This window comes from Amycolatopsis sp. NBC_01286 (assembly GCF_035982555.1).
GTDB lineage: Bacteria > Actinomycetota > Actinomycetes > Mycobacteriales > Pseudonocardiaceae > Amycolatopsis.
In genome coordinates, this window is sequence record NZ_CP108428.1 from 2,579,213 (window position 1) to 2,599,451 (window position 20,239).

Annotated in this window: 19 protein-coding genes; 5 read left to right on the forward strand and 14 right to left on the reverse strand. The window is 69.9% G+C overall.

Features of this window, described 5'->3' with window-relative positions; translation table 11 throughout:
* Positions 1-161: 161 nt before the first annotated feature.
* A complete protein-coding gene (gene fbaA, locus OG570_RS12540; protein ID WP_326945215.1) occupies positions 162-1,193 on the forward strand; it encodes a class II fructose-bisphosphate aldolase in 1,032 nt (343 codons plus the stop codon).
* Between the two features lie 47 nt (positions 1,194-1,240).
* On the opposite strand, the gene OG570_RS12545 is transcribed toward fbaA, so the two are convergent.
* The 3 genes from OG570_RS12545 to OG570_RS12555 are packed head-to-tail and all read right to left on the reverse strand — an operon-like array spanning position 1,241 to position 3,120.
* The gene (locus OG570_RS12545) at positions 1,241-1,645 is read right to left on the reverse strand and encodes a type II toxin-antitoxin system VapC family toxin (RefSeq protein ID WP_326945214.1); all 405 of its coding nucleotides are present in this window, start codon (positions 1,643-1,645) and stop codon (positions 1,241-1,243) included.
* Entirely contained in the window at positions 1,638-1,916 is a 279-nt protein-coding gene (locus OG570_RS12550) for a type II toxin-antitoxin system Phd/YefM family antitoxin (RefSeq protein WP_326945213.1), read from the reverse strand. Before OG570_RS12550 ends, OG570_RS12545 begins: the two co-directional genes overlap by 8 nt.
* A gap of 22 nt (positions 1,917-1,938) precedes the next feature.
* A complete protein-coding gene (locus OG570_RS12555; protein WP_326945211.1) occupies positions 1,939-3,120 on the reverse strand; it encodes a hypothetical protein in 1,182 nt (393 codons plus the stop codon).
* 255 nt (positions 3,121-3,375) lie between these two features.
* Between OG570_RS12555 and OG570_RS12560 the strand changes: the two genes are divergently transcribed.
* Together OG570_RS12560 and OG570_RS12565 are read left to right on the forward strand one after the other, a co-directional pair.
* Positions 3,376-3,786 carry a DUF3151 domain-containing protein gene (locus OG570_RS12560; protein WP_247059272.1) on the forward strand — a complete coding sequence of 137 codons (411 nt, stop codon included), beginning with the start codon at positions 3,376-3,378 and terminating at the stop codon, positions 3,784-3,786.
* 92 nt (positions 3,787-3,878) lie between these two features.
* Positions 3,879-4,523 (forward strand): TetR/AcrR family transcriptional regulator, encoded by a 645-nt coding sequence (locus OG570_RS12565; RefSeq protein ID WP_326956592.1) that lies wholly within the window; start codon positions 3,879-3,881, stop codon positions 4,521-4,523.
* An 11-nt stretch (positions 4,524-4,534) separates the two neighbouring features.
* On the opposite strand, the gene OG570_RS12570 is transcribed toward OG570_RS12565, so the two are convergent.
* The 3 genes from OG570_RS12570 to OG570_RS12580 form a co-directional block, all read right to left on the reverse strand.
* Positions 4,535-5,698: a GGDEF domain-containing protein gene (locus OG570_RS12570; protein WP_247063808.1), complete on the reverse strand. Its 1,164-nt coding sequence runs from the start codon at positions 5,696-5,698 to the stop codon at positions 4,535-4,537.
* A 323-nt stretch (positions 5,699-6,021) separates the two neighbouring features.
* Positions 6,022-7,281 (reverse strand): MFS transporter, encoded by a 1,260-nt coding sequence (locus OG570_RS12575; RefSeq protein ID WP_326945209.1) that lies wholly within the window; start codon positions 7,279-7,281, stop codon positions 6,022-6,024.
* A gap of 313 nt (positions 7,282-7,594) precedes the next feature.
* The gene (locus tag OG570_RS12580; RefSeq protein ID WP_326956593.1) at positions 7,595-8,740 is read right to left on the reverse strand and encodes an LLM class flavin-dependent oxidoreductase; all 1,146 of its coding nucleotides are present in this window, start codon (positions 8,738-8,740) and stop codon (positions 7,595-7,597) included.
* A 124-nt stretch (positions 8,741-8,864) separates the two neighbouring features.
* Between OG570_RS12580 and OG570_RS12585 the strand changes: the two genes are divergently transcribed.
* Entirely contained in the window at positions 8,865-10,757 is a 1,893-nt protein-coding gene (locus OG570_RS12585; RefSeq protein ID WP_326956594.1) for an FAD/NAD(P)-binding protein, read from the forward strand.
* On the opposite strand, the gene OG570_RS12590 is transcribed toward OG570_RS12585, so the two are convergent.
* A complete protein-coding gene (locus OG570_RS12590) occupies positions 10,741-11,847 on the reverse strand; it encodes a glycosyltransferase (RefSeq protein WP_326956595.1) in 1,107 nt (368 codons plus the stop codon). The two genes, OG570_RS12585 and OG570_RS12590, sit on opposite strands and share 17 nt — an antisense overlap.
* A 16-nt stretch (positions 11,848-11,863) precedes the next feature.
* Positions 11,864-12,763, reverse strand: coding sequence for a glycosyl hydrolase family 18 protein (locus tag OG570_RS12595; RefSeq protein ID WP_326945205.1), 900 nt, complete (start codon positions 12,761-12,763; stop codon positions 11,864-11,866).
* 476 nt (positions 12,764-13,239) lie between these two features.
* Between OG570_RS12595 and OG570_RS12600 the strand changes: the two genes are divergently transcribed.
* Positions 13,240-13,551, forward strand: a complete 312-nt coding sequence (locus OG570_RS12600) for a hypothetical protein (protein ID WP_326956596.1) — start codon at positions 13,240-13,242, stop codon at positions 13,549-13,551.
* A gap of 61 nt (positions 13,552-13,612) precedes the next feature.
* Here the strand turns inward: OG570_RS12600 and OG570_RS12605 are convergent, their stop codons facing one another.
* From OG570_RS12605 to OG570_RS12630, 6 genes are all read right to left on the reverse strand, one after another.
* Positions 13,613-15,181: an ABC transporter ATP-binding protein gene (locus OG570_RS12605; RefSeq protein WP_326956598.1), complete on the reverse strand. Its 1,569-nt coding sequence runs from the start codon at positions 15,179-15,181 to the stop codon at positions 13,613-13,615.
* On the reverse strand, positions 15,178-16,011 hold the full coding sequence (locus OG570_RS12610; protein WP_326956599.1) for an ABC transporter permease: 834 nt from the start codon (positions 16,009-16,011) through the stop codon (positions 15,178-15,180). The genes OG570_RS12605 and OG570_RS12610 overlap by 4 nt, the downstream gene beginning before the upstream one ends.
* Positions 16,004-16,960: an ABC transporter permease gene (locus tag OG570_RS12615; protein ID WP_326959995.1), complete on the reverse strand. Its 957-nt coding sequence runs from the start codon at positions 16,958-16,960 to the stop codon at positions 16,004-16,006. The genes OG570_RS12610 and OG570_RS12615 overlap by 8 nt, the downstream gene beginning before the upstream one ends.
* Positions 16,957-18,570, reverse strand: coding sequence for an ABC transporter substrate-binding protein (locus OG570_RS12620; RefSeq protein WP_326956601.1), 1,614 nt, complete (start codon positions 18,568-18,570; stop codon positions 16,957-16,959). The genes OG570_RS12615 and OG570_RS12620 overlap by 4 nt, the downstream gene beginning before the upstream one ends.
* A 201-nt stretch (positions 18,571-18,771) precedes the next feature.
* A complete protein-coding gene (locus OG570_RS12625) occupies positions 18,772-19,410 on the reverse strand; it encodes an HNH endonuclease family protein (protein WP_247059258.1) in 639 nt (212 codons plus the stop codon).
* A gap of 140 nt (positions 19,411-19,550) precedes the next feature.
* Positions 19,551-20,195, reverse strand: coding sequence for a hypothetical protein (locus OG570_RS12630; protein WP_326951711.1), 645 nt, complete (start codon positions 20,193-20,195; stop codon positions 19,551-19,553).
* Between the last annotated feature and the right edge of the window lie 44 nt (positions 20,196-20,239).

Below are 20,239 nucleotides of genomic sequence, written 5' to 3' on the forward strand. Positions count from 1 at the left end.
GCGTGTGAGGCCCGTCCGGCCGCCGGTTCCGCCGGTGGCCAGACGGCTTCCTTCTGAACCGATCCCACGTGCGCGGAAGTTTCGGAGCGGGGACCGGTGTGCGGCGGCGGTACACCTCGTACGATGCGGTCGGGACCCATCCCTGCCAAGGAGGAATACCGATGCCCATCGCGACCCCCGAGGTCTACGCGGAGATGCTGGATCGGGCCAAGGCGAACGAGTTCGCCTACCCCGCCATCAACGTGACCTCGTCCGAAACCGTGAACGCCGCCATCCGCGGCTTCGCCGAAGCGGAGAGCGACGGGATCATCCAGTTCTCCACCGGCGGCGCCGAGTTCGCCTCCGGCCAAAAAGTCAAGGACATGGTCGTCGGCTCCGTCGCCCTCGCCGAATTCGCGCAGGTCGTCGCCGCCCGCTACGACGTCAACGTCGCCCTCCACACCGACCACTGCCCCAAGGACAAACTCGACGGGTTCGTCCGCCCGCTGATCGAGATCTCCGCCGAACGCGTCAAAAACGGCCAGAACCCGCTGTTCCAGTCCCACATGTGGGACGGCTCCGCCATCGACCTCGACGAGAACCTCGTCATCGCGCAGGAACTGCTGGCCAAGACCGCGGCCGCGAACATCATCCTCGAAGTCGAGATCGGCGTCGTCGGCGGCGAAGAAGACGGCGTCGAGGCGGAGATCAACGAGAAGCTCTACACCGCCGAAGGCGACTTCCTCAAGACCATCGACGCGTTGGGTTCGGGCGAGAACGGCCGCTACCTGCTGGCTGCGACGTTCGGGAACGTGCACGGCGTGTACAAGCCGGGCAACGTCAAGCTGCGCCCGGACGTGCTCAAGGGCGGCCAGGAAGCCGCGTCGAAGAAGCTCGGCCTCGACGCCGGCTCCAAGCCGTTCGAGCTGGTCTTCCACGGCGGCTCCGGGTCGCTGCCGGAAGAAATCCGCGAAGCCGTCTCGTACGGTGTGGTGAAGATGAACGTCGACACCGACACGCAGTACGCGTTCACCCGCCCGATCGTGGACCACTTCTTCAAGAACTACGACGGCGTCCTGAAGATCGACGGCGAAGTCGGCAACAAGAAGTTCTACGACCCCCGCTCCTACCTCAAGGCCGCCGAAGGTGGCATGGCCGCCCGGATCGTCGAGGCCTGCCAGGCCCTCGGTTCCGCCGGCACCAAGCTCAAGTAGAACGAAACGAAGGCCGCCACGAAAGGTCGTGGCGGCCTTCGTGCTGCTCAGACTTCTATGACCTCGAGCATGCTCTCGAGGCCCTGGAAGTCCTTCGCGTTACGGGTGTAGAGCGGCAGGTTTCGTGACGACGCGATCGCCGCGATCATCAAGTCCAGCTGCCGTGATCGCGGGGTCCGCCCGGCGGCCAGTGTCAAGGCGACCATCGTGCCGTACCGTGCGGCTGCTTCACCGTCGAACGGCAACGGGGTGTACTCGACGAGTGCGGCACCGAGTTGCTCGGTCCGCACGGCTTTCTTCGCCGGGTCCGTCGTCATGACGACGCCTTGGTGAAGCTCGGCCATGGTCACCGCGGTGACTTCCGGGAACTCCGGGAGCGTCGCCGGGTCCAGTCTGTCGATTTCGATGCAGGTGCAGGTGTCGAGCACGCCGGCGGTGTGACGCTCAGCCACGCGTACGCTCCCACGGGTTGTCGTCGTCGCTGAGGCGATCTTCGCCGAAGAACTCATCGGCCTCTCGTCGCAGCTCGGCGGCATCTACCCTGGGTAGTCGCTTGTGCCGCTCGACAAGTTCCTCGGCCGTGAACCTGCGTCGTCGGGACAAGGGGCGCAGCTCCGCGATCTCCGTGCCATTGCGCGTGACGTGGAATGTCTCGCCGGCTTCCACGGCGTCCATGATCGCGGCCGAGCCGTTGCGGAGCTCCCGTTGGCTGATGATCTTCACGAGTCAAGTGTAGCACCGCGTGCTACGCCGTGACCCGCCTCGCGTTCCACCGCCGGGTCACCGGCCCGGCCGCTGCCCACAGCACGAACACCGCCACCAGCGCCACCCCCGCCGTCCAGTACTCCACCGGTGGGGCCGACTCCGTGTGCGCGTCGCCCAGGACCCAGGGCCTGACCTGCGACTGCACCCACAGCGCCCCGTACCCGAACGCCGTCACCAGCAGCGCTCCCGCGCCCGCCGTCAGCAGGCCGTGACCGCGGCCGATGGTGAACGCCAGGTCCACGGCGAGACCCACGAAGAGCAGGTAGAACGGGATCGTCGAGACCGGGAAGCCCAGGCCCAGCAGCAGTGGCCACATCACCGCGCGGTACGCGATGTACGCCAGCGCCACAAAGGACGCCGACCAGCGGCGGCCGAGCGTCTGGCGGGCCAGGGCCAGGATCAGCGCCATCACGCCGATGCCCCACAGCGGGTACACCCATTCCGGGATCGGCATCGTGAAGTGCAGGATCGCCGTCCGGTCGACCGGGTGGCCGATCTGGTTCGCCGCGAACGAGAGCAGCGACGGCTCGGCCTCCGGCGCGCCGCGTTCCCAGGCGCGCAGGCCGAGGATGCCGTACTCCTGCTGGCCGTTCGGGAAGAACGTGTTCTCCAGGAAGAACGCCCACAGCGCGAGCAGCACGCCGCTGCGGAAGCGGCCCGGCGGCGCCAGCCGGAGCCAGCCGAGCAGCACGCCCGCCTGCATGATGCCCGTGCCCAGGTAGAGCATCATGTGCGACGGGCTCCACGCGGTCAGGTCGAGGCCGTTGACGCGGTGGTTGATGACGTCCAGCGGCGCCGCGACCAGGAACATCAGCAGGCCGATCTGCATCAGCCGCAGCGACGGCTTGTCGGCGCCCAGACCGGTGTAGCTGTGGATCGCCACCAGCACGACGATGATCACCGTGCCGACGGTGTTGATCAGGTGCGGCGGCGCCAGGTCGTCGCGCAGCCACATGAAGTGCCACGACATGTCCCACGACGAGCCGACCAGCTTGAACGCGAACGCCGCCAGCCACATCCCGTAGCAGAACCGGAGCACCCAGTCCGGTGTCGGCTGCCCGGGTGCGCCGCGGTGCCAGTGCCGCGTGAAGAACAGCCGCGTCTTGCCGATGGGGCTGCGCGGGATCACGTCCGCAACCGGGACGTCCACTGCCTTGGCCATGCGGACATCATGGCCGGTCGTGGTCACGAGCGGGCCAAGACAGTGGCAAACGACGCCAAAATCGGGGTTCACCCGTAGGGGTGGACGATTTGCTTTCGAACTGCGGGGCTTGGCAAGGTGTGCCGCCATGATGCCGAAACGAGTTGTGGCCGCGGTCCTGATCGGCGCGCTGGTGCTGGCCGGCGGCGGGGTTCTCGCGGGCCTGTTCTTCTGACCCACCAGCCCCTGACCCGCGGGCGTGAGCAGAATGGGCGCATGACGCACAACCTGCTCGGCCCCGAGCCGACGCTGCTGCCCGAGCACACCGCCGCCCAGGCCGCGCTCGACGCCGGGAACGACCCGGCGACCGTCGCGGCCGAACACCCCTACTACAGCGAGGCGTGGGCGTCGCTGGCCGAGAAGGCCTTCGAGTCGGGTGAGACCGTCGCCGCCTACGCCTACGCGCGCACCGGCTACCACCGCGGGCTCGACCAGCTGCGCCGCGCGGGCTGGAAGGGCTTCGGCCCGGTGCCGTGGACGCACCGCCCGAACCAGGGCTTCCTGCGCGCCCTCGCCGTGCTGGGCAAGGCCGCCGGCAAGATCGGCGAGACCGAGGAGTACGACCGCTGCCGGACGTTCCTCGCCGACTCCGACCCGGCCGCCGCGGAAGCCACCGGCCTCAAGTGACCCACCCCTCGTGAGTGGTAATGAGGGTTCTAACCCGAATTACCACTCACGACGGGCCGCGGCAGACCGCAGAACCAGTGAGGTGGGTCACCATGTCGAGCCCCGCTCCGCGCGGGCGGCCGCGGAAGCTCCCGGTCGCGGAGCAGCGCGCCCGCGTGCTCCAGGCGACGGCGAAGGTCGTCGCGCAGCACGGGATGCAGGGCGCGACGATCGAGCAGATCGCGCGCGAGGCCGGCGTCTCGCGCCAGGCCGTCTACGAACAGTTCGGCGACCGGACGGCGCTCTTCGCCGAGGTCGTGGCCGAGATCGAGGAGCGGGCCTTCACGGCCATCGCCGGCGCGTCGGTGGCCGATCCGCAGACCGGGCTGCGGGGGTGGGCGCGGGCCAACTACGCCACCATGGTCACGTTCGTCGCCGACAGCCCGGAGGCCTACGGCGTGCTCCGGGCGGCGGAACGCGCGGGCGACCCCGCGCTCACGCGGCTGCGGGAGCGGCTGGCCGTCGTCTACGCCGACGCCACCGCCAAGCGGTGGGCCGCGCACGGCATCGACTCCGGCCGGGCCGACCGCGCGCTCATCACGCTCGTCTTCGCGATGACCGAGTCACTGGTCCAGGCGACCTGGGACGGTGAGCCGCCGCCGCAGGACGCCCTGATCGACCTGCTGACCGAGTTCACCGTCGGTGGCGTCGCCCGCCTGCAGACCAAGGCGAGCGACGTCATCGAACGGCTGCGCTGAACCAGCCTGCGCTAAGCGGCGGCCATCGTCAGTTCCCGCGACCCGACGACGCGGTTGCGCCCGCCGTCCTTCGCCGCGTAGACGGCGGCGTCCGCGGACGCCATCACTTCCTCGATGGACGCCCCGTCGAGTGGGTAGCAGGCAACGCCGATCGACGCCGTCTGCCGCTTGATGTCCACCGCCTCGCCCTCGTTGGTGGTGGTGCTGATGATCAGCTCGCTGACCCGCTGCCGGATGCGTTCCGCCGTGACGATCGCGTCCTCTTTGGACGTCGACGGCAACAGCGCGACGAACTCCTCGCCGCCGAACCGGCCGACCAGGTCGTGCGCCCGCGTCTCCTGCTTGACCACGGCCGCGACCGCCTTGAGCACGTCGTCCCCCGCGAGGTGCCCGTAGGTGTCGTTGATCCGCTTGAAGTGGTCGAGGTCGATCATCATGGCGCCGAAGCTGCCCTTCTCCCGCTCCGCGCGGGAGATTTCGCGCTGCGCGCCGTCCTGCCAGGTCGTGGCGTTGAGCAGCTGGGTCTTCTGGTCGGTGGTGGCGAGCTCTTCGAGCCGCTTGATCAGCATCGAGCGCTGCAGCACGTACAGCGGCAGGATCACCAGCACCGACAGCAGCGGCTCGTCGGTCAGCACCATCACCAGCAGGCCGCCGACGCACAGGGTGGCCAGCTCCAGCAGGTTGTCGTCCATGTTCCCCAGGCAGCCCTCGATCGTGGCGTTCTCCTCGTTGGCGAGGTAGAGGCCGACGCTGGTGAGCAGGGCGTTGACGACGAAGTACACGGCGACCGCGACGCACACGGTCAGCACGCTGAGCTGCGGCGACACGTGGATCGCGAGCCCGGCGGTGCACGCGGAGAGGCTGGCGGTGGTGGCGTTGGCGGCGACCCGGTGCGGCTGCCCCGGCCGCGTGCCGGACCAGCTGCGCAGCGCCATGTTGAGGTAGAGCGACACGCTCAGCGCGACGACCAGGTGCGCCGGCAGCAGCAGGCCGGCCGGGATGAGCCAGACCGACGTCATGTTGACGTGCGAGGTCTCGCTCAAGCTGCGGCGTGCGCGCTCGATCCGGCGGCTGATCTCGTTCTGGGCGACGGCCAGCGCGAGCAGCAGGCCGAACATACCGATTTGGTCAAGGGAGACCGAGTTCGTGATCGTGGCGGCGGCTCCCCAAGCCAGCGCCGCGGTGATTGCGGTCAATGTGAGGGCGATCCAGCGCGGCGGCCGCCGCCAGAGTGCCCACTCCGCAACACCAAATACCCGGTCTTGTCCAGATCGTTCCCCCGATGTGACCATTTTTCCCCCAAGCTATTGCGTAGATCCGCGGTGACACCCCACTCACGGACAGTTTCAGCCCGTTTGCCTCCTGTCCACAAGGGCAATCGGTGTGTACCTTTTTCCTGACGCCGGATGAAGGGTGACCAGCGATGCGAACCAGAGACCAGTAACCAGGCGCACCGCAAGGTCGCGAGGTCTAGTGACCCGCGCGTGGGGCACGAGGATCAAGCGTGCTCGGCGCGCGGGGCTTCGTTGTCGACTCTGGACGTCGTCCCCGTGTTCATCGACCGGTGCCAGGCCACGGCCAGCGGGAGGGTGAGCACCACTCCTGCCACGCCGAAGATGCCGACCGTCGTCTGTGGACCCACCAGGTCCGTGAGCAGCCCGCCGATCAGCGGGCTCACCCCCAGCATCGTCGTCAGCCCCGTGTTGGACAGGCCCATCGTCTGCGCGCGGTTCTCGTCCGGCACCGCCAGCGTCAGCGACGCCGTCGCCTGCAGCAGCGCCACCGAGCCGAACGCGCCCGACAGGACGAAGAGGACGATCGAGAGCGGCGTGCCGGGCTGGGTGAACCCCACCAGCATCGGCACAGCGCACAGCGCCGACAGCGGCGCGATCAGCTTCGGCCGGGCCTGGGCGGGCACCCAGCGCGTGAACACGAACGTGCCGATCACGCTGCCCACCGGGTCGGCCGCGAGCAGAAGCCCGACGAGCTCGGGGCCACCGCCCGCCGACGAGACGTACGGCGCCGCGATGCCCTCGTAGACCGGCAGCAGGCCCATCAGCCAGGTGAACAGCACGAGCGCCCGCAGCGCGGGGCTGGACCACGCCACCCGGCCGCCGGTGCTGATCATGGCGAAGAACGACTTCCGCTTCTCGGCGCTCGCGGCGGGCGGCCGGGCCTGGACGCCGAACCGGACGAAGGCCGCGGACAGCAGGAACGTGGCGGCGTCGATGACGAGCGCCAGGTGCGGGTCCACCGCGAGCAGCAGCGCCCCGCCGCCGGCGAAGCCGAGCAGCTGCGCGGACTGGACCGTCATGCTCCGCACGCCCATGCCGACCACGAACCGGTCGCCTTCGAGCACCTGCGGCAGCAGCGCGAGCTGCGCGGCCTTGAACGGCGGGTTCAGCAGCGAGACGGCGCCGACGAGCACGCAGACGACCCAAAAGGGCAACGCGGGGAGGGCGACCAGCACGATCAGGCCGGCCCGCAGCAGGTCGACGACGACCATCACGGTGCGGCGGGAGAAGCGGTCGGCGAGGCCGGTCAGGAAGATCCCGCCGAGCAGTGACGGCGCGAAGGTCAGCGCGTAGGTCAGGCCGGTCAGGGTGGCGGAGCCGGTGGCGGTGAACACCAGGATCGACAGCGCGACTCTCGCCAGCTGGTCACCGGCGATCGAAAGCAGTTCCGCGAGCCACAGCGCCCGGAACTCGGCGATTCCGAACACCTCGCGGAACGTGACTCGATCCGGCGGTGCTGCCATGCGTTTCTCCGACCCTTTGTGCCAGTCCTTTGCGCTCCCTTGACCACCGGCGTGTCACGGGGCGATCACGAGACGTGAGTTACCTCCGTCAGTGTCTCGTGACTGTTGGTGAATCTCTAGGTTCTTTCGCCGGTATCGAAGGTGTGACGAAGCTTTCCCGAACGTGTCAGACGATAGCCCGCCGTGTCTGCCCGATCGCTCAGGAGTCACCAATGGATCATTCCTCACCCGTTGACCCAGGACCAGAGGCAAAAGTAGCCACCTCGCGCGGGGCGAGGTGGCTACCGGGTGAAGTGAATCGGGCGACTCGGGCTCAGCCGTCGACGGCGAGGGCGTCCTCCGCGGGGGTCCGGGTGGTGCCGGCGGCCCGGGCCGCGTCGCGCTTGGCGACCTCTTCGCGGACGATCGGGATGACGTAGCGGCCGAAGTCGATCGTGTCGCCGAGCATGTCGTAGCCCCGGGCCGACAGGATCTCGACGCCGAGGTCGTAGTAGTCCAGCAACGCCTGCGCGACCGTCTCCGGCGTGCCGACCAGCGCGTTCGAGTTGCCCGAGCCGCCCGTCGCGGCCGCCGTCGGCGTCCACAGAGCACGGTCGAACCGCTCGCCCTGCGCGGCGACCGCCAGGAGCCGCTGGGAGCCCGTGTTCTCCGGCTCGGTCAGCTTGTGCCGCCGGGTCAGCGGCTGCCCGCCCTTGGTGCGGTCCTTGATCGCGCCGACCGTGCGGTGGGCCTTCTCCCAGGCCAGCTCCTCCGTCGGGGCGATGATCGGGCGGAACGCGACCTGGATGCGCGGCACGTCCGTGCGGCCGGCCGCCAGCGCCGCCGCCTTGACCGACTCGATCTGCTCGGCGGTCTGGGCCAGCGGCTCGCCCCACAGGCAGAAGATGTCGGCTTCGGCGCCGCCGGCGGCGTACGCGGCCGGCGAGGACCCGCCGAAGGAGACGCCCGGCCGCGGCTGCTGCACCGGCTTGATGTCGCTGACGTAGTCGGCGAAGCGGTAGTACTCGCCGTCGAAGTCGAACGGCTCGGCCGACGTCCAGGCCTTCTTGATGATCTGGATGGCCTCGCGGGTGCGCCCGTAGCGCTGGTCCTTCGTCAGGAAGTCGCCCTCGCGCTGCTGCTCGTGGTCGTTGCCGCCGGTGATGAAGTGGACCGTCAGCCGGCCGTCGGAGATCTGGTCGAGCGTCGCGAACGTCTTCGCGGCGAACGTCGGATACGAGACGTTCGCCCGGTGCGCGAGCAGGATCTGCAGTTTGTCCAGCTTCGTGGCGACGTACGCGGCCGCCTGCGCGGGATCCGGCGAACCCGAGCCGTAGGCGAACAGCACCCGGTCCCAGCCGAAGTCTTCGTGCGCGCGGGCCAGGCGCAGCGTGTACTCCTTGTCGAACACCCCGCCCGAGCGGGCGTGCGTCTCCGACCCGTCGTGCGTGCCCCCGATGCCCAGGAACTCCACCGGCATGACGTCCACCTTCTCTCGCGTCGCTCCCTCAACGGCTACGCCTGGACGCACCGGTGCGGCAACGACGTCCGCAGGGTGGAACGGTTCGAGGCTGCTGCGGGAACCCCGGCGTAGCTTCGAACACGTGGCCGATCTCGCGCCGTTCACACTCGCCGTCGTGGGCGCCGGACCCCGCGGGGTCGGCGTCCTCGAACGGCTCGGCGCGAACGCCGCCGAGCTGCTCGGCGGCCGGCGCCTCGAAGTCCACCTGATCGATCCCTTCCCGCCGGGGCCGGGCCGCGTGTGGCGCTACGACCAGTCGCCGTTGCTGCGGATGAACTCCATGCCCGAGGACGTCACGATGTTCACCGACGACTCGGTGAAGATGGCGGGCCCGGTGCTGCCCGGGCCGGCGCTGCTGGAGTGGGCGCGGCAGGTGCGGGACGGCTCGCTCGAGGCCGAGGTGCCCGCGGACGTCGTCGCCGAGCTGACCGCGCTGGACGCCTTCCACTTCCCGACGCGGCGGCTGCAGAGCGCGTACCTGACCTGGGTGTACCGGAAGATCCTCGGCGACCTGCCCGGCGGCATCGACGTCGTCGAGCACGCGGCGCGCGCGGTGGACGTCGAAGGTTCGCTGGTCCGGCTCTCCGACGGAACGGAACTGCGCGCGGACGCCGTCGTGTTCACGGTCGGGCACCTCGACGCGGAACCGGACGAGCGGGAGCGCGAGCTGGCGTCGTTCGCCGGGCGCCACGGGCTCGCCTACTACCCGGCCGGCTACACCGCCGACGTCGACTACTCCGCCGTCGAACCGGGGGAAACCGTGCTGGTGCGCGGGTTCGGCCTGGCGTTCGTCGACCTGATGCTGCTGCTCACCGAAGGCCGCGGCGGCCGCTTCGAGGAGCTCGACGGCGGCGGCCTGCGCTACCACCCGAGCGGCACCGAGCCGGTGCTGCACGTCGGCTCGCGGCGCGGCGTGCCCTACCACGCGAAGATCGGCTACCGGCTGCGCGGGAAACCGTTGCGGCTGCCCAGGTTCTTCGACGCCTACGCCATCGACGAGCTGGCCGGGGCGCCGGGCGCGCTCGACTTCCGCGCCGACGTCTGGCCGCGGATCGCGAAGGAGCTGGCCTGGGGCTACTACAGCGAGCTGTTCACCGGGCACCCGGACCGGGTGCGGCTGGACTTCGCCGTGTTCGCCGACGCCTTCGCCGACCTGGCTTGGGATTCGCCGGGGATGCGGGACCTCGTCGCGCGGGCCGTGCCCGCCGAGGAGGACCGCCTCGACCTCGACCGGCTGGACCGGCCGATGGCGGGCCGCGCGTTCGGGACGGCGGAGGAGTTCGGCAAGGAGCTGCGCGAATACCTCGAGGCGGACCTCTCGCGCCGCGCCGACCAGGCGTTCAGCGCCGACCTCGGTGCGTTCATGGCGCTGCTCTCGGTGTACGGCCAGATGCCGGCGTTGGTCCAAAAGCGACGGTTGAACGCGGCCTCCCAAGTGTCCGATATGGACGGTTGGTTCCACGGGTTCTTCTCGTACTACGCCAGCGGGCCGCCGCCGCGCCGGCTGGAGGAGCTGCTCGCGCTGCACGAAGTCGGGGTGGTTTCGTTCGCGGGCGCGGAAATGCGCGTGACGGCGGACGCCGCGCGTGGCGTCTTCGTGGCGTCCGGCGCGAGTTACCCGGGCGAGGTCGTGTCGCGCACGCTGATCGAGGCGCGCCTGCCGGGCCCGAGCGTGACGCGCGCGGCGGACGTCCTGCTGCGGCAGCTGCGTGACACGGGCCAGCTGGCGGAGGAGACGGTGGCGGACCCCGAGACCGGCGTGCACCTGCCGTCGGGCCGGATCCACACGCGCGTCTCGGACTCCCGCCTCCTCGACGGCGCGGGCCACCCGCACACGCACCGCTTCGCCGTGGGCCCCCACACCAGCGCCCGCTCGGCGGCGGCCTTCACCCGGCCGCGGACGAACGCGTCGTCGTTCCGGCAGAACGACGCCGTGGCGCGCGAGATCCTGGCGCTGGTCAACCCGCCCAGCTGACGAGCTCGTCGAGCACCTGCTCCGGCGCGGGCATGGCCGCGATCTCCCGCGCGACGCCTTCGGCGATGGCGCGCGGCTTCGGGTCGGCCAGCAGCTCGCGGGCCGCGGCTTCGATCGCGTCCATCCGCACGGCCTCGCCGACCAGAGACTGTGCCGCGCCCAGGGCGGTGAGCGTCTCGGCGTTGACGAACTGGTCGGCGCCCTGCGGCAGCACCAGCTGGGGCAGGCCGGCGGCGAGCGCGGCGAGCACCGTGCCGGTGCCGCCGTGGTGCACGACCAGGCCCGCGTGCTTCAGCACCTCGGTCTGCGGCACGAACCCGGCGGCCCGCACCCGGTCCGGCAGCTCGCCCAGCAGCGCGGGATCACCGGGGCCGAGCGCCACCAGCACGTCGACCGGCAGCCGGGCCAGCGCGTGGAGCGCCCCGCGCAGCACCTGCGTCGCGCCGAAGACCACGGTGCCCAGCGTCAGGTAGACGAACCCGTCGGCCGGCAGCGGCGGCAGCGGGACGTCGGGGTCGACCGGCGTCGGGCGCATCCGGAACACCTTCGGCACGCCCGCGGTGCCCGGGTCGCGGACGCTGTCGGGCCAGACGTCGACGCAGGCGTCGCCGAACATGGCGTCCGCGGGGAGCGTGCCCCAGAGTGGGGCCAGCCGTTCGGTGGCGAGGGCCAGCAGCTCCGGCGGCATGGACCGGCCGATCACGACGGAGACGGCGGGGATCCCCGCGCGGCGGGCCGCCACGCCGGCGCCGACGTCGCTCTGCTCGTAGACGACGAGGTCCGGGCGCAGCCGTGGGAGCAGCGGAGTCAGGTCTTCGAGCAGCGCCACCGGCAGCAGCTCGCCGAACATCGTGATGCCGACCTCGGCGAAGCCGGCGTCCTCGCCGTGGCGCCGGTTGGCCTCGGTTTCCGCGTCGCTGATGGCGATGCCGGCGCGGTGGGCCTCGAAACCGCGGTCGCGCACGGTGGCGAGGAACGCCTCACCGGTGCCGAACACGACGTCGTGGCCGACGGCTTTCGCCGCGTCGGCCAAGGGCAGCAGGGGGAAGAGGTGGCCGTACGCCGGGCGGCACGAGAAGAGGATTCGCACCACCCGAGCGTACTGGTCAGCCCTTGACGACCGGGGCGATCTGCTGCACCCACTGCCACGGCGCGGACGTGCCGCCGGGCAGGGAGTTGAAGTACTCCCAGCCGTCGATCCCGCCGAAGTCCGGGTACTTCGAGACGAGACCGCGCACCGTCGACTGGAGGGTCGACATGGCGACGTAACCACTGCAGTTCGCGGGGTTCGTCACGGTCCCGGCGACGACCTTGCTCGCGGGCACGATGCCGCGCTTGACGATGTTGTCGTAGCCGGACGTGCTGCTCAGCGAGCCCCAGCCGCAGTAGAACTGCGTGTTGAACCAGGAGATCTGCGCGCCGCGGTCGCGGTAGAGGGTGTCGTAGTTCAGCCCGGACAGCCCGCCGCCGCCGGTCAGCTCGCTCGCCACCGGGGCGAGCGTGACGAGGAACGAGCTGCCGAAGTCCGCCCGCAGCGCGTCGATCAGCTTGTTGAGCGCGCCGTTGGACATGTGCTCTTCGACGTCCAGGTCGATGCCGGAGAGCGAGTACGTCCGGATCAGGTTGCGCAGCAAGGGGTAGTAGGTGTCGAACTGCGTTTCGAGCCGCTGGAAGCTGCCCGCCGCGGCCCCGCCGACGAAGGCGAGCACGTGCACCCCCTGGCTGCGCAGGGTCGCGAGGTCCTGCCACATCCGCGTGAACTTCGACGCGTTCGGCGGATCGTCGTTGAGGTGCACGACACCGTTCGTGTCGAGGTGGATCGCCCCGACGACGACGTCGGTGACGCCGGTGTTGTTCTGGGTGAGTGTGAGCGGTGAGACGTAGGTGGAGCCGTTGTAGATGGTCTGGTAGTAGACGATCACCCTGCGCCCGGCGGCGGCCGAAGCCGGCACCGCACCCGAAAGCAGCATCACCAAGGCCACGAAGGCCACGCCGATCCTCCGCATGGTCCAGACCATACGTCGCGGAGGGTGGTGAGGAAAGAACCCACCGTCGATCCTGTCCGGTTTTGTCTCAACTTCAGACGCGAGGCAGTAGCTCTTTCACCACCGCCGGCATGACGTCGGAACAGCTCCAGCGCCGAGCGGGCCTTGCCTGCGGTCAGGCCGTTCACCGAGACCGCATGAGGCGAAATCACCGGATTACCCGCAGTGCAAAGCGTCGACTGCGAGGTACACTCCTTGCTAGTTCGTCGAGGGCTGCAGAGATCCAAAGGGACCTGCGGTTTTTGACGGCAGTTCCACTACTCCGCGAAGCTCGCTACAACGCGAGACTCGTTGACCCTGAACTGCTCGCGGTAGTGAGCACCCGAGGACAGGGTTGGCAAGGCTCAGCCGCGATCTCCGATCGTGGCTCATTCAGGCACCAGCCCCTAGCCGGCCGGTGTGTACGCCTCGGGGCGCACTGGCGGTATGGGACGCCCGTGTCTGCTGAGGCCGTCATCACCCGCATCGCGGAGATGTCCACCGGGGGCTTGTGGGCCGTTGTCGCCCTCGTCGCGGTCGTTTTTGGCGGAGTTTCCCTGCTCATGCGCCAGTTCTTGAAGAACCGGCAGCCCGGTGACCGGGTTCGCGTCAAAGCGCCTTTCTTCGAGATCGAGGCCGGCCCCGCGCAAACCCCGGAAGCGCAGCTCCCGGAGCAGCGCAAGGACGACGGAAAACTCCCGCCGAAGCCGTCGACCAGCTCTCCGGCCGCCCGATCTCCTCGACGCGGCGGCCGAGCCAAGCAGGATTGATGCTGGTGGACCGAGTTGGAAGACGCGTTCTAGGTGATCGAGAGGGGAGAACAGCGCGGTCTCAACCGACCTCCTGGACCGACCGTCCCGGGATCGCCGCCAGCAGTTCCTTCGTGTACTCCGCCTTCGGCTCGTGCAGCACCTGCGCGGCCGGGCCCAGTTCGACCATCGTTCCCGCCCGCAACACGCCCACCTGGTCCGCGAGCTGCCGGACCACCGCCAGGTCGTGCGAGATGAACAGGTACGACAGGCCCAGCTCCGACTGCAGTTCCGCCAGCAGCCGCAGGATCTGGGCCTGCACCGAGACGTCCAGCGCCGACACCGGCTCGTCGCACACCACCAGGTCCGGCCGCAATGCCAACGCCCGGGCGATCGCGACCCGCTGTCGCTGGCCGCCTGAGAGCTCAGCCGGCTTTCGGCGGGCCACCGACGCCGGCAGCGCGACCTGCTCCAGCAGCTCCGGAACCCGCGTGCGCGGCAGACCGAACGCCCGCAGCGGCTCGGCGATGACGTCCTCGATCGAGAACTTCGGGTTCAGTGACGCGTACGGGTTCTGGTAGACGATCTGCATCCGGCGCCGCAGCCGGCGCAGCTCGTTGCCGCCGAGTGACGTGATGTCCTGGCCGTCGAACTCGATCGCACCGGCGGACGGCGTTTCGAGGCGCAGCAGCATGCGCGCCGTCGTCGACTTGCCCGAGCCGGACTCGCCGACCAGCGCCAGGGTCTGGCCGCGGGGGATGTCGAACGAGATGCCGTCGACCGCGCGGATGCCGCCGTCGAACGTCTTCGCCAGGTCGCGCACCGTCACCAGCGGCTCGGCGGCCGGAGCCGCCGGACGCAGTGTGCTCGTCATGCTTGGTGCCGCCGCGAGCAGTTGCTGCGTGTACGGCTGCGAAGGCGCGCTGACGATTTCGGCGGTCTTGCCTTCTTCGGCGACTTCGCCGCGGGAGAGCACGACAATCCGTGACGCGCGATCGGCCGCGACGCCCAGGTCGTGCGTGATCAGCAGGATCGCCGTCCCCGACTCCGCGGCCAGCGACGTCAGGTGGTCGAGAATCCGTCGCTGCACGGTGACGTCGAGCGCGCTGGTCGGCTCGTCCGCGATGATCAGCTTCGGCCGCCCGGCCAGCGCGGCCGCGATCAGCACGCGCTGCCGCAGCCCGCCCGACAACTGGTGCGGGTACTGCTTTGCCCGCAGCTCCGGCGAAGGTACTCCCGCGCGTTCGAGCAGTTCGACGGCCTGCAGCGAAGCGGCGCGGCGGTCGGCGAGGCCGTGGATCCGCAGCACCTCCGCGACCTGCTCGCCGATCCGGTGCACCGGGTTGAGCGAGACGGCCGGGTCCTGCGGCACCAGCGCGATCTCCCGGCCTCGCACACTCCGCCATTGCTTGAGGGACAACGACGTCAGGTCGCGGTTGCCGAAGCTGATCGCGCCGCCGTCGATCCGGCCGCCGCGGGGGAGCAGGCCGATCGCCGCGTGTGCGGTGGTCGACTTGCCCGAGCCGGACTCGCCGACGACCGCGACGACCTCGCCTTCGCCGACGTCGAGGCTGACGTCCTGGACGGCCGGGACCAGCCCGGCCCGCGTCCGGTACGACACGGCCAGGTTTTCGATGCGCAGCAGGGTCATCGCTCGCCTCCGTCCAGTGCGCGGGACAGCCGGTTCGCGGACAGGACCACCGCCGCGACCGTCAATCCCGGGAACGTCGTCATCCACCAGGCCGTGGCCAGGAAACTGCGGCCGCCGGCGACGAGCGAGCCCCACTCCGGCGTCGGTGGGGTCGCGCCGAAACCGAGGAAGCTCAGCGCCGACACCTCGAGCACGGCCGTGCCGAGGGTGAGCGTCGCGAGCGCGAGCACCGGGCCCGCCGCGTTCGGCAGGACGTGCCGCAGCAGCACACCGGACCAGCGCACTCCGCTGGCTCGCGCGGCTTCGACGAATACGCCGCTTCGCACGCGAAGCACCTCCGCGCGCATGACTCGCGCGAAGGACGCGAGGTTCGCGATGCCGACGGCGATCGCGACGTTCGTCGTGCCGAAACCCAGCGCCGTGACCAGGGCCAGCGACAGCAGGATCGGCGGGATGGCCAGGAAGACGTCGACGATCCGCATGATCACGGTGTCGGCCCAGCCGCCGCGGAACCCGGCGAGCAGGCCCAGCGCCGAGCCCGCGATCAACGCCGTCAGCACGGCGATCGCGGTCGCGCGCAGCGAGAGCGACGCGCCGTGGATCACCCGCGCGTAGACGTCGCGGCCGGTCTCGTCGGTGCCGAAGAAGTGGTGCAGCGACGGCCCCTGCAGCCGTTCGGCCGGGACGCCGGTGATCGGGTCGTAGCTGGTCAACAGGCCGGGCACGAACGCGGCGAGCAGCACGAACGCCAGCACCACAACGGCGATCACGAGCCCCGGCGGGAACGGCACTTTCACGTGAAAGTGCCGCTTGGTGGCGAGGTCAACCACGGGCCACCGCCTCGGGGGTACGCGCGATCCGCGGATCGAGCAGCGGGTAGAGCAGGTCGACGCTCAGGTTGAGCACCACGAACACCAGCGCGGCCAGCACGATCACCGCCTGCACCACCGGGACGTCCTGCGCGGTGACGGCGGCCGCGGTCACCCGGCCGACGCCGTCGCGCGAGAACGCCGTCTCGGTGATCACCGAACCGGCGACCAGGTTGCCCGCCACCACCCCGGCGACGGTCAGTGTCGGCACCGCGGCGTTGCGCAAGAGGTGTCCGAAGTGGACGCGCCAGCGGCTCGCGCCCTTGGCCGCGGCGATCTCCGCGTACGGCTGCTCCTGCTGCGTGGCCAGGCTCTTCGCCAGCACCTGGCCGATGATCGCGCCGGTCGGCAGGGCGAGCGTGATCGCGGGCAGGATGATCGTCTCGAAGCCCTGCGTGCCGAGCGCGGGCAGCAGCCGCAACCGGAACGAGAAGAACTGGATCAGCACCAGGCCCACCCAGAACGGCGGCAGCGAGATCGCCAGCGACGGCAGGGACAGCAGCGCCTGCCGCAGCCAGCGGAACTGCGTGAACGTGCCCAGGAACGCCGAGCCACCACCGAACAGCACGGCGAGCACCAGGGCCAGGCTCGTCACGGCGAGCGTCGGCGGCAACGCCGTGACGACCATGTGCGTCGCGTCGTCGCCGGTCGCGACGCTGCGGCCGAAGTCGCCGTGCAACGCCGAGACCAGCCGTTTCAGGTACTGGACCGGCAGCGGCGAGTCGAGGCCGTACTCCGCGCGGGCCGCGGCGAGCTGCTCCGGCGTCGTCGACGACCCGGCCTCCCCGCCGGCGAGCTTCGCCGAAACAGCGTCACCCGGCAGCAGGTAGAGGATCAGGAACGACAGCGTGAACGCCGCCCACAGCACGAAGACCGCTTGCGCGACCCGGCGGAGCAGGTAGTTCCTCACGACAGCCACGCGTCGAACAGCTGCAGCCGTGACGACGCTTCGAAGTCGACGGCGTGCGCCTTGGCGCTCTCCGCGACGACCTGGGTCAGCTCGAACACCGGCACCGCGTAGGCGTGGTCGACGATCAGCTTCTGCGCCTCGTCGGCCGACGGCTTCCGCTTGGCGTTGTCCACAGTGGACGACTGAGCGTCGAGGGCGACGTCGAGCGGGTTGCCCGGCGTGAGCCGGCTGCGGTTGCCGGCCTTCGTGGAGAACTGGCCGCGCAGGATGTCCGGGTCGGCGCGGGTGACGTTGTACCAGAGGAAGTCGTAGTTGCCGCTCAGCTGGATCTGCGTGGTCTCGGCGTTGGTGTGCTGCTCGATCTTGAGGTCGAAACCGATCTTGCGCAGCTGCTGCTGGATCAGCTCCAGCACGCTGCGGTTCTGGTTGAACACCGGCGAGAACACGACGGCCGCGCTCAGCCGTTGCCCGTTCTTCACCCGGATGCCGTCGGCGCCGGGCACCCAGCCGTCGCCGTCCAGCAGCGCCGTGGCGCCCTTCTGGTCGTAGGCCAGCTGCGCGGACAGGTCGCTGTGCAACGGCGTCGCCGAGCCCAGGATGCTGGTGGCCGGCTTGTAGCTCGGCGTCAGCACGGTGTTCACGACCTCGGTGCGGTCGACGCCCTTGAGCACGGCCTGGCGCACCTTTTCGTCGGTGAGCACACCGCGGGTGGTGTTCGCGTGCAGGTTGAACACGACCCCCGGGTTCGGCCGGATGTTCTCGGTGAAGCCGTTGCTCGTGAACTGCGGCTCGTCGACCGGCTGGACGTCGGTGATCGCGTCGAGTTGCCCGGAGGCGAGGCTGCCGGTGCGGACGCCGGGCTCCGGCACGATCTTGTAGTCGATCTTGTCGAGGTACGCCTCACCCTGGTGCTTGAACAGCGACGAGCCCCAGGTGTAGCCCTTGCGCTTGGCCAGCACGATCTCCTGGTTCTGCTTCAGGCTCTCGAAGACGAACGGCCCGGAGCCGACCAGGCCGTTGCCCTGGCAGCGCTGCTCCGGCGTCTTCTGGAACGCCGCGGGGGCCAGGACGCCGAGCGACACCGTCGAGCTGGCCTGCAGGAACTGGGCGCTGGGCGCGGAGAACTCGAGGCGCGCGGTCCGCGGGTCGACGACGGTCGTGCTCTTGTAGGCCGCGAGGTAGCCGTAGCCGAGCTGGGCCTTCGTGCCGAGGGCCTTGATGCCGTCGAAGCTGGTCTTGATCGCCGCGGCGTCGACCGGCGTGCCGTCGGAGAACGTCGCGCCGGCGCGCAGGTGGAAGGTGAACGCCGTCGAATCGGCGTTGCTCTCCCACTTCTCGGCCAGCCACGGCTTGATCTCGCCGCTCTTCGGGTCCTGGTCGGTCAGCGAGTCGACCAGCTGGCGCGCGACGTTGATCGACGCGTTCGTGGCGGTCTGCTGCGGGTCGACGCAGTCGGGCGCGGACGAGATGCCGAGCCGGAGCGTGCCGCCGGCCTTGGGCGGACCGGCGTCGGCGGCGCTCTGCTCGCCGCCCGCAGCGGAGCAGGCGGTCAGCAGCACGGGCAGGGCGAGCAGGGCCGCGGCGTTGCGGGCACGGGAAAGCTGGGACACCGACGGCCTCCAGGGGAGCGGTTGCGACTTCAAGCGCGACGCTAGTTCCGCACTTGAGGCCGTCCCACAGTGCGAACCCGGGTCCCAACCCCTGGCACCGCAACGATTCGCCCTTGACTTCCGCTCGGCTCGAGTTGTCGTGAGTGTTTAGGGCGGTTAGAACCGCCCTAAACACTCACGACGAGCTGCGGCAGACCCGGGTCAGCAGCGGCCGAGCATGTCCGTCAGGGCCGTCTTCTCCGCGGTGTTGACGGTGAGTTTGAACTTCGTCTTCACCGCGACCCACATCTTCGCGTAGGTGCACCAGTAACCGGTGAGCGGCGGCTTCCACTGGTCGGGCGACTTGTCGCCCTTCGACTGGTTGACGTTGTCCGTCACGGCGATGAGCTGCGGGTCGGTCAGGTCGTTCGCGTACGCCTGGCGCTGGGCCGTCGTCCACGACGACGCGCCGGTGCGCCACGCGGCGGCCAGCGGCACCACGTGGTCGATGTCCACATCGGACGCCGCCGTCCAGGTCTCGCCGTCGTACGGGCTGAACCAGCTGCCGGAGGTGGCGGCGCAGTTCGACCCGGTGACGACGTTCGTGCCGTCGCGCTTCAACACGACTTCGCGCGTGTCGCAGCTGTTGCCCTGGTCGATCCAGTGCGGGAACTTGTCGCGGCTGTAGCCGGTCTGGGACCCGTCGGCCTTCACGGTCAGCGAAGCCAGCTCCGACTTCGCCGTCGCGGCGGACGGGACGCCCGGCGGGGTGGCGTCGGCGACGCCGGCCAATGTTCCGGAGAGCACCGCGGTGGCGGCGAGGACAGCCAAGGAATGACGAACAGCACGCCTGGTTGGCATATTGCTGCCTCCATGTCAGGTGTGGGGACAGCTAACCCTGATACACCTGAGTGGCGTGTGCAACACGTATAGGTGACATGTTGCTGCCCGTTCGCCAACGCTGAGTGTCTGCTGGCTCACGTGAGAGTGAAAAACGCAGGTCAGGCCGCTCCACGAACGAGTCGCAGATCCTCCGTGTGCCGGTACCAGGTCCACTTGTTCACCGCGCGGTCGAAGACCACGTCGTCGCGCACCGGCCGCGTGGGGATGCAGCCGATCTGGAAAGCGCGCGAGTACAGCGTCGTCGGTCGCTTGAAGACGGTCCCCTTCACCACGCGCACGGCCAGGCCCGGCCCGCCCGGATCCGGCGTCACCTCGATCGACGCGGCCGGCCCGCGCAGCGCGACCTGCTCGTCGCAGTAAGCCACGCCGCGGACGAGCCGCAGCAGCCCGCGCCCGACGAGCACACCGCCGACGTCGTCGCGGATCAGCGGCACCGGGTCGACCTCGCCGCGCAACGCGAGCGCGAGCGCCTGCAGCGGCGTCTTCGGCAACCCCCACAGCGCGGCGACCGACGAGTCCGGCGAGGACGGCACGAACCCGACCGACACGCCGGAGATCGCGTCCTTCCGCAACAGTCGCAACACGACCGCGGCGAGATCGGCGTCCGTGCCCGACACCACCAGGTGATCGTGTTCGCCCAGCAAGGGGTCGATTTCCGCTTTGCCGGGACGGCTCGGCACGCGGACCGATTCGACGTCATCGACTTCTTCGAAGCCGGCCGCGTCGTCGCCACAGGCCACCACTATTCCGCGCACCCGCGGGTCCTCCGTTACAGTCATGCACCGGC

Excerpts from the sequence above, each read along its gene's own strand:
- fbaA (WP_326945215.1), top strand. The coding sequence starts at position 162 with ATGCCCATCGCGACCCCCGAGGTCTACGCGGAGATGCTGGATCGGGCC.
- OG570_RS12555 (WP_326945211.1), bottom strand. The coding sequence starts at position 3,120 with ATGGCCAAGGCAGTGGACGTCCCGGTTGCGGACGTGATCCCGCGCAGC.
- OG570_RS12560 (WP_247059272.1), top strand. The coding sequence starts at position 3,376 with ATGACGCACAACCTGCTCGGCCCCGAGCCGACGCTGCTGCCCGAGCAC.
- OG570_RS12565 (WP_326956592.1), top strand. The coding sequence starts at position 3,879 with ATGTCGAGCCCCGCTCCGCGCGGGCGGCCGCGGAAGCTCCCGGTCGCG.
- OG570_RS12575 (WP_326945209.1), bottom strand. The coding sequence starts at position 7,281 with ATGGCAGCACCGCCGGATCGAGTCACGTTCCGCGAGGTGTTCGGAATC.
- OG570_RS12580 (WP_326956593.1), bottom strand. The coding sequence starts at position 8,740 with ATGCCGGTGGAGTTCCTGGGCATCGGGGGCACGCACGACGGGTCGGAG.
- OG570_RS12595 (WP_326945205.1), bottom strand. The coding sequence starts at position 12,763 with ATGCGGAGGATCGGCGTGGCCTTCGTGGCCTTGGTGATGCTGCTTTCG.
- OG570_RS12605 (WP_326956598.1), bottom strand. The coding sequence starts at position 15,181 with ATGACCCTGCTGCGCATCGAAAACCTGGCCGTGTCGTACCGGACGCGG.
- OG570_RS12625 (WP_247059258.1), bottom strand. The coding sequence starts at position 19,410 with ATGCCAACCAGGCGTGCTGTTCGTCATTCCTTGGCTGTCCTCGCCGCC.